Here is an 8,906-nt window from a genome sequence, read left to right on the forward strand (position 1 = left end):
AATGGCACTTTTCGTTTGTGAATGTTTTTGCTATAATTAGTTTGGAGGTGTTCCCATGGAAAATGCAGTAATAAAATTTGATCATCAATACGTTGATGGTGGCTGTAATGCATGCGGTGTTTTACGTTGTGAAACCTACAGTATGGATTATTTAAATAAAGAAGTTGGTTTTTCCTTTTTAGATATTGAAAGTTTGATTCAAACCATCGCCCAAGTTAATCAATGGCGTCAAGACTATCAAGAAGTTGGGATTGGTGAAGAAATAGATGGACTAACAAAAGCAGGTACCTTTGTTGAAGTGGAAAAACTAGGAAGACAAATGCGCTACAAAAATCAAGTAACCAATCAAATGTTAGTCGTTGATAATCAATACGACTCCAACGAAAAACTATTTTCTACTATTAACCAAATCTTGCAAACCATTTTCGCTATTGATGAAATCCATTTTTCATTAGTTGAAATCGACAAATAAACAAGAGGCTACGAAGCAAGTACATTCACACGCTTTGTAGCCTCTTTTTTTATTCTTCTGCAGCAATTAATGCTTCTTGATCATTCAACACATCACGATTTAACTCATGAATACGATGGCTAGTCACCACACCGGCAACCATGCTGTCACTGACATTTACCAAAGTACGAGCCATATCGATTAAAGGTTCAACAGAAATAACTAATCCGACAATGGCAACTGGTAAATTCATTGAACCTAAGACGATTAAGGAAGCAAAAGTTGCGCCTCCACCGACACCTGCGACACCAAATGAACTAATCGTTACCACAACAATCAACATCAAGATAAAACTTAGACTATGAACGTTAATGCCGACTGTAGGTGCTACAATGGTTGCTAACATGGCTGGATAAACACCTGCACAACCATTTTGTCCAATCGATAAACCAAAGCTACCAGCAAAATTAGCTGTGGTTTCATCTACGCCTAAAGCCTTGGTTTGTGTTTCAATATTTAATGGTAAAGTCCCTGCACTTGAACGTGATGTAAAAGCAAAACTTAAAGCAGGTAAAGCTTTTTTGAAATAAGTAATCGGATTCACTCTAACACTTAATAAGTATAATGAATGAACCCCTAATACAATAATTAAGGCACTATAAGAAGCCAAGATAAATTTACCAAGATTAATAATTGCCTCAAAATCACTAGTTGCTAAAACATTCGTCATTAACGCAAATACACCATATGGAGTTAAACGCAAGACTAAAGTCACAATTCGCATGGTAATTTTATATAAACTTTCTATCAAATTTGCAAAAGTTTCTGCTTCTTTCGGTGCTTTTCTTTTCACACCAAGATAGCTAATACCGACAAATGCTGAGAAGATTACCACGCCAATGGTACTTGTTGGCCGTGTTCCTGCTAAATCTGCAAAAACATTTGTAGGAATAAATGAAATAATTTGTTGCGGGATAGAAAGGTTTTCCACTTGGGTTTGACGCTCAGCTAATTGGGTAATTCTAGCTGTTTCGGCGGCACCTTTTGTAAAAGTAGCCCCATCTAAATGGAAGGCTAAGACCATCAAAGAACCAATCGTTGCCGCAATGGCTGTGGTTGAAAGTAAGACAAATAATACATTGGCACTGATTTTACCGATTTTATTACTTTCTTTCATTCGCACAAAAGCCCCTACGATAGAAACAAATACTAGCGGCATCACTAACATTTGTAGTAAATGCACATAGCCTGAACCGACAATTTGAATCCATTCTAAACTGGTAGTTAGGCTTTGATGTCCAACACCTAACACCACTTGTAAAATGCCTCCGAAGATAACTCCGGCAAACAATCCGCTAAATACGCGATTTGAAAACTTCACATGTCTTTTTTGTAATTGATAAAACGCAACTAAACCAATCAGAAAAATGGCAAGAATCGTTAAAGTAATAAGATTAGTCAATTTCTGCACTCCTTTAAATACACTGAAATCAGCTTTTTCTTTTTGACAAGTCTATCAGAGGAAGTAAAGGTTCCACAGTGACCATTCTCCAACAGTTCACTCTAATTGCGCGCGTTATTAGTGACGTATTTTAGTATAGGGAGAAATTTTCCTTATGTAAACTGATGTAAACAAATTTCGTGATAGAATATTTTTATCGCAAAAAAACGTCAAGCCCTAAAGCCTGACGTAAAAAATCATTTTCATTAACGATCATTGGTTAGATTGAATTTATCTAAAACATAAAAGATTAAGCCCATTAACATTCCCACAACACAAGCTAAAACCATACCAGTTAGTTGGATAGAACCAAATTGAACTTTAATTCCAGATAAACCTGTGACCATAATTACTGAAGTCATCGCCATATTTCTTGATTTACTGTAGTCTACTTGTGAATCCACCAAAATACGGATACCCGAGGCGCCAATCATACCATAAAGTAGGAAAGAAATCCCACCAATAACCGGCCCAGGAATAGTGCTAATTAACGTTGTCATCTTACCAATAAATGAACTAATAATCGATAAAACCGCCGCACCGGCAATGACATAAACACTGTAAACTCTCGTCATCGCCATAACCCCAATATTCTCACCATAAGTAGTCGTAGGAACAGAACCGATAAATCCAGAAATCATTGTAGAAAAATTATCCGCAAACAAAGTCCGATGTAACCCCGGATCTTGCAATAAATCGCGTTCGACAATCTTACTTGTTACAATTTGGTGGCCGATATGTTCTGAAGTAACCACTAATAGTACCGGGATAATCGTTACAATCGCCTCTAATTTAAACTTCGGCATCGAAAAGTTTGGTAGTGAAAAAATCGGTGCCTGAGCGACTGGAGCAAAATCTACTATGCCACAAAATACCGCGGCAATATAACCGACAATAATTGCGATTAAGATTGGAATAACCGATAAAAATTTACGAAACATCACAGACCCAAATACAGCTACGAGTAATGTAACTAAAAAGACTGTTACGTTGGCACTAGAAATTTTATCCCCGGTCAATCCCGCATTACCAGCTGCTGTCCCGGCTAATTCTAATCCAATGAGCGCTACAACTGGACCCATCGCAGCTGGCGGTAATACTACATTAATCCAATTAGAGCCAAATTTGTAAATAATAAATGATAAAATGCACCCTAAGAAACCAACAGCTACAAAGCCTCCAAGTGCATAAGAATAGCCCCACTTAGAAATGACGATACTAGCTGGTGCCAAAAAAGCAAAACTAGATCCCAAATAAGCTGGAGCCTTACCCTTAGTAATGAAAATAAATAATAGCGTTCCTAAACCATTCATAAATAAAACAATTGCAGGATTAATGCCAAAAATAAATGGAACTAAAACAGATGCACCAAACATTGCAAACATATGCTGTAAACTTAGGGGTAATAACAACTTGAATGGTACTTTTTCTTCAACTTGAATGATTTTTCTTTCTGCCACAATCATTGCCTCCTTTAGTCTATCAGATAAAAAATTTTATCTTTGTTAGGATAGCATAAACTCTGGTAAAAAACTAGTAAAAATCGCAAAAAAGTATGAGTTTTAGAAAAAATATTCGGCTTTTAACAATTAAAGCTTCCCACCAATTTTTTGAATATGGTTGTCAATGATTTGATAAGCAAAAGAAGCATATTGCGAACGAGTAGTTATCTTATCTGGTGCATATTGTTGGACAAACGCATACAGCATTTTCAAATGATTCGGTTGTTTGACAGCCTGCTCCCAATCAATAGCTAGTAAGGACTCATTTTCCTGATTGAGGTCAATTAATGCTAGATAACATATCATCAAATATTCTTCTTTACAACGAATTTGATAATCAAAACATGCAATATCTTCTAAATAATCCAAAAATCTTTGAATTCCTTCGACCACATTCTCACTCAAAAAATAAATCATCGTACTGATATAATAGATTTCTGTTGGTAGGGCATTCATTTTCAAAGAAAGGCGTTCACAAATAAAAGCCATCTTATCTTGAAATTTGCTGAATGATTTGACGGTGACTGCTAAACAAAAAGCCGTTGCCACATTCACATCAGCAGCTGGACAATCATAGCAAGCGTGTAAATTTGGGTAGATTTTCTTTGTTAATTTGCAAAATTTATCGTAATCAAATTTTTTTATCGTAGGAAAAACCACATGACAAGTTTCTGGAAGATATAATGCAGACGGATAATGAGAATATAAACGATCTAATATTTCTTGAAGGATTGATTTATTTGTCGGTGTAACTTTAAATTTCAAAAAAGCACCTCTTTTTGAATAACATTAATTTTATAATAATGAATATCTATCTAAAATACAAGTCCCTAACCATACTTCTCTTGGCTAGGGACTAAAAAATTATAATTCAATTCGTTTTGTAGCAATTTTATCTTGGAAAACCTCATCATGTTCCACAAAAATAATGGTCGCTTTAGAAGCTAATAACATCGCTTCAATTTGCATTCTAGACTCTAAATCAATATAATTTAACGGTTCATCAAAAATATATAGATGACAAGGTTGACACAAAACGGCAGCTAAGAGCACTTTTTTCTTTTGCCCAGCACTCAAATCTGATAAATTTTTTTCAAACTGTTCACGTGCAAACCCTAATTTTCGTAATAGCATCAAAAAATGGGTGACATCCAAGTGTTGATTTTGCGCAAATTCTTTAAAGGTACCACTTATTTGGCTAGCATCTTGCGCAACATAACCAACCATTAATTGCGGACTAATTTCGACCGTCCCTTTATACTGAGAATGTTGACCTAATAAAACTTTTAAAAGACTGGATTTTCCTGAGCCATTTTTCCCAGCAATCAACACTCTATCCCCTTGATTGACTTCAAAACTGACTGGATTTTCATACAAGGCATGCTGATTAAAATAAATATTTAAATTTTCAACATATATCATTCGCTTTTTAGGAAAATCTAAAATAGGTAAAGTTAACTGCTCTACTTCTTCAACATTTTTTAAAAGTTTTTTCTTATCTTCTATTGCTTGATTCATTCGCGCTTCTTGAACTTTTGAGCGCTTCATCATTTTTGCCGCTTTATGACCAACAAAGCCGCGATCTGCTACACCATGGCCAATTTTAGTTGCTTCCACTTGGTCTGACCACCCAGCTTTTTGGCGCGCACTCTGATCTAAACGCTTGATTTCTTTTTTTAGCGATTCATTTTGCTGGATTTCAAATTGCTCTTGACGCCTTTTGTTTTCATACCAACTGGAAAAATTTCCTTGTTGTAATTCGATATTAGCTTTATTTAATGCTAAAACATGGTCAATACAGCTATCCAGTAACTTTCGATCATGCGAAACAAGAATAAAGCCGGATTTTTGTTGTAAATAATGACTTACAGCCTCTCTTGCCTCGTCATCCAAATGATTGGTTGGTTCATCAATTAATAAAAAGCGTGCTTCTCCGGCAAAAAGACTTGCTAAAAGAAGCTTGGTCTGCTCACCATTGGATAGTTGATGATATGGTAAATAAAGATGTTCGATATCAAATTGTAGCAAGGTCAACTCGCGAATTATCTCCCAATCTTCAGCCAGTGGATTAACTGTTTGGGCGACTTCAATGGCCATTTGTGTACGTTGTTCATCATGTACGGCATACGGAAAATAGAGCATTGGTACTGAAGCATGAATTTCACCTTTATAGGGTAGTTGTCCAGCTAAAATTTTTAAAAAGGTGGTTTTACCTCGTCCATTTCGGCCAATAAATCCTAATTTCCAAGTAGTATCTAAGTGTAAATTCACTTGATCAAAAATAGTATCAAAACTACCTTCATACTGAAAGCTTAAATTTGAAATTTGAATATTTGACATATTTTTCCTCCTAGGTAAGTATAGATGCTTATCTAAGTCGGAATTGCGGGTAATTACGCTACACACTTCCCGACTTTATAATGGTGTATAGCGTAAGACATGTACAATTTCACTTTCTAGCAACATCCTCATTCCTTTCTTAATTTTAATAAACGTAATGAATTGAGCAACACAAGCATCGTGCTTCCTTCATGTAACGTAACACTTACAAGTACCGATAAATGTCCAAAGAAAGTTAAACCAATTAAACAGAGCACACTTAGCATGGCAAAAATCATATTTTGGTTGGTAATTTTCTCTAAACGGCGAGAGACTTGAATAGCCTGCGTAATATTTGGCAATTCATCTTGCATCAAAATCATATCGGCTGTTTCAATGGCAATATCACTTCCTTGTCCCATAGCAATCCCAATATCGGCTTTCGCTAAAGCAGGTGCATCATTGACACCATCACCGACCATTGCAACAAAATCATATTTTTGTTGCAATTTCTGCACAATTGCAGCTTTATCCTCTGGTAATACTTCACTGATTACTTCATCTATTTCTAATTTATCAGCTATACTTTGTGCCGTTAACTGTGCATCACCAGTAATCATAATCGATTTGATATTTTGTTTTCTTAATTGTGCAATGACTTTAGCAGATTCTTCTTTTGGTAAATCTTGAAGAGCAAAATAGCCAATAACTTCTTGATTAAGCGCAAATAAGACAACTGTACAACCAGCTTTTTCATTTTTTGTCACTTTTTCTTGCCAAAAGGTATCTAAAGCGGTAAAGTGCGACGGTTTCGCAATTAAAAATTCATTTCCCTGATAGAATCCTTTGACGCCAATACCTACTTCATTTTTGATTTCCATGTCTTCTAATCGTGCAACGTCAGAAAAACGTGAAACAATCGCTTGGGCAAGTGGATGATTGACTTGTGCTTCCATTGAAACAGCCAATTGAACGAAATCTTCACTTGTAAACCCATCGCGTGATTGCATCTCATAATTCACGACTTGCGGTTTGCCTTGGGTTAAGGTACCTGTTTTATCAAAGGCGATGGCTTGCACTTCTTTTAATTGATATAAGTAGTTGCCACCTTTAAATAAGGTTTTCGCTCTAGCCAAACTTGAAATGGCACTTAAAGTAGCTGGTACAACAGAAACAGCTAAAGCACATGGAGAAGCAGAAACTAAGAACACTAACGAACGATTGAATAAGACATCGCGACTCCACCCAAATAACATTGATCCAAAGAGTAGTAATAAAATAAATATCCCAATGACAAAATTAACATATACTGGCTCATAACGATCAATTTTTGTTGCAATCTTTGGTACATTTTGTTGCGCTTGTGAAACGACTTGGACAATCTTAGCAAAGACAGTTTGTGAATATTTTTTCGTTACTTGAATGACAAGCGGTGCATCAAGATTAATTGTCGCACCATACACGGTATCGCCCACTTGTTTTTCACGAGGGATGGATTCACCGTTGATAGTGGATTCATCAATACTACTCATCCCTTTAATAATCAAACCGTCAATCGGGATTTGTTCACCATTGGCTACTTGAATATAATCGCCGACATGTAATTCTTCAACCAACACTTCTTCTAATTGATGACTGGCATTTAATCTTTTAGCCTTTTTAGGACTAAGCGACATTAAATTGGTAATTTCTCGACGGCTCTTTCCTTCCACATAATCTTCCAAAAAATGAACGCCCGCAAAAATAAAAATTAACACTGCACCTTCTAGTGCTTCACCTAACAACACCGTACCAATCGCAGCTAATGTCATCAATACATGGGCATTAGGTGTTAAGCGATGACGGATTTTTGTTTTCTCAACGGTATCTTCTATTCCTTCAAACATCACATGATACCCAGAAATGAACAGTGACAAAGCAAAAAGCACTTGTTTGAACATTGGTGAAAGTGGCAATATCAACGCCAAAATAGTTAAAATAATACCCACAAAATATAATGATAAAGCTGTTTTTGATTCATGATGATGGTGATGATGATGTCCTTCATGAGAATGTGCATGATGGTGTTCACAACCATGATGATGTGTATGATGAATATCCATAATAATCCCTACTTTCTTTTTACCAATTCCCTTGCTATACTCATAGTATAAACTATACCTTAAAGGGAGACTCAAGAGTTATTATGGAAAAATCTCAACTTTTTACCATTCATCAGCTAGCTAAATTTACTGGTATCCCCATTAAAGCCCTACGCTATTATGAAAAAATTCAAATATTAACCCCACGATATATTGATGAAACCAATCGTTATCGGTATTATTCCTATGATCAAGTAACCTACGTTAATATTATTAAAATGTGTGCAAATTATGGGATTCCACTGAAAAATATTCAGGAATTTATGATTCAAGACAATAAAATTGATATGCAAAAAATCATCGACTTGATGCAACAACTATTAGAAGAAAAACAAAGTCAATTACAAAAAGACCGTGCTTTCTTACACAATTTACAAAATCAAATCAATATTTCTAAACAAGTTCACCAATCCCATGAACTTTCCGTCACTAAAGAGCATAATGACTATTTATTACAACCATTTGAGGGAGAGTTCTTTACTAGCGAATATTATGTTGGTTTGCAAAAAATGTTAGAATGTATCCAAGAAAGACATATTCAATACTATAATCGGATGGGATGCTTTATCTGTTGGCAAAACGGAGAATTAAAAAAATATCTCGTCTTAGAAATTGAAGGCCACACACAAGAAACAGCTAACCTACAAATCCTTCATTTACAAAACCAAGAAGCTTGTATTTGCCACATTCAAAAAAATGAGCTAGACAAACAATTAGAACAATTAATCATAGAAGGCTTCCATCAGTTCTTAATATTAGAAACTTTTGAAGCAACCTACCATATGCATCATCCCCATTTAGAACTACAAATTATGCACTAAAAAAAGGACGCGACTCAATGAGGTGACCCCCAAAAGTTAGACTTTTTTACGAGACGACTCCGGTCGTCTCGTTTTCATTATGCAGCTAAAAGATGGAGCCTATATTGAACAGGACTCATCCATCCTAACTTTTCTTTTATTCGTTGTTCATTATAATACTTTATAAATCGT

Annotated in this window: 8 protein-coding genes; 2 read left to right on the forward strand and 6 right to left on the reverse strand. The window is 35.5% G+C overall.

All coding sequences use genetic code 11. The annotated features are described in order from the left end of the window. Positions 1–55: 55 nt before the first annotated feature. Entirely contained in the window at positions 56–472 is a 417-nt protein-coding gene (locus tag ACTQZM_RS02540; protein ID WP_441652807.1) for a DUF4809 family protein, read from the forward strand. Positions 473–521: 49 nt separating this feature from the next. Here the strand turns inward: ACTQZM_RS02540 and ACTQZM_RS02545 are convergent, their stop codons facing one another. From ACTQZM_RS02545 to ACTQZM_RS02565, 5 genes are all read right to left on the reverse strand, one after another. Then, the gene (locus tag ACTQZM_RS02545; protein ID WP_441652808.1) at positions 522–1,913 is read right to left on the reverse strand and encodes an L-cystine transporter; all 1,392 of its coding nucleotides are present in this window, start codon (positions 1,911–1,913) and stop codon (positions 522–524) included. 245 nt (positions 1,914–2,158) lie between these two features. Continuing rightward, complete coding sequence (gene uraA / locus ACTQZM_RS02550; RefSeq protein WP_216365412.1) at positions 2,159–3,418, reverse strand: uracil permease; 1,260 nt, start codon at positions 3,416–3,418, stop codon at positions 2,159–2,161. A gap of 123 nt (positions 3,419–3,541) precedes the next feature. Further along, positions 3,542–4,219 carry a hypothetical protein gene (locus tag ACTQZM_RS02555; RefSeq protein WP_248624263.1) on the reverse strand — a complete coding sequence of 226 codons (678 nt, stop codon included), beginning with the start codon at positions 4,217–4,219 and terminating at the stop codon, positions 3,542–3,544. 99 nt (positions 4,220–4,318) lie between these two features. Next, a complete protein-coding gene (gene abc-f / locus ACTQZM_RS02560) occupies positions 4,319–5,794 on the reverse strand; it encodes a ribosomal protection-like ABC-F family protein (RefSeq protein ID WP_441652809.1) in 1,476 nt (491 codons plus the stop codon). A gap of 128 nt (positions 5,795–5,922) precedes the next feature. Continuing rightward, a complete protein-coding gene (locus ACTQZM_RS02565; protein WP_441652810.1) occupies positions 5,923–7,875 on the reverse strand; it encodes a heavy metal translocating P-type ATPase in 1,953 nt (650 codons plus the stop codon). An 83-nt stretch (positions 7,876–7,958) separates the two neighbouring features. On the opposite strand from ACTQZM_RS02565, the gene ACTQZM_RS02570 reads away from it, so the two are divergent. Then, positions 7,959–8,735, forward strand: a complete 777-nt coding sequence (locus ACTQZM_RS02570) for a MerR family transcriptional regulator (protein ID WP_441652811.1) — start codon at positions 7,959–7,961, stop codon at positions 8,733–8,735. A 77-nt stretch (positions 8,736–8,812) separates the two neighbouring features. Here ACTQZM_RS02570 and ACTQZM_RS02575 read toward each other — a convergent pair whose 3' ends face one another. Next, positions 8,813–8,899, reverse strand: a complete 87-nt coding sequence (locus tag ACTQZM_RS02575) for an IS3 family transposase (protein ID WP_441652815.1) — start codon at positions 8,897–8,899, stop codon at positions 8,813–8,815. Positions 8,900–8,906 lie beyond the last annotated feature (7 nt).

Source organism: Enterococcus cecorum, assembly GCF_052119425.1.
GTDB classification, from domain to species: Bacteria; Bacillota; Bacilli; order Lactobacillales; family Enterococcaceae; genus Enterococcus_E; species Enterococcus_E cecorum_C.

Bases quoted from the DNA above. Each gene is read 5' to 3' on its own strand.
- ACTQZM_RS02565 (WP_441652810.1), bottom strand. From the start codon at position 7,875: ATGGATATTCATCATACACATCATCATGGTTGTGAACACCATCATGCA.
- ACTQZM_RS02570 (WP_441652811.1), top strand. From the start codon at position 7,959: ATGGAAAAATCTCAACTTTTTACCATTCATCAGCTAGCTAAATTTACT.
- abc-f (WP_441652809.1), bottom strand. From the start codon at position 5,794: ATGTCAAATATTCAAATTTCAAATTTAAGCTTTCAGTATGAAGGTAGT.
- uraA (WP_216365412.1), bottom strand. From the start codon at position 3,418: ATGATTGTGGCAGAAAGAAAAATCATTCAAGTTGAAGAAAAAGTACCA.
- ACTQZM_RS02540 (WP_441652807.1), top strand. From the start codon at position 56: ATGGAAAATGCAGTAATAAAATTTGATCATCAATACGTTGATGGTGGC.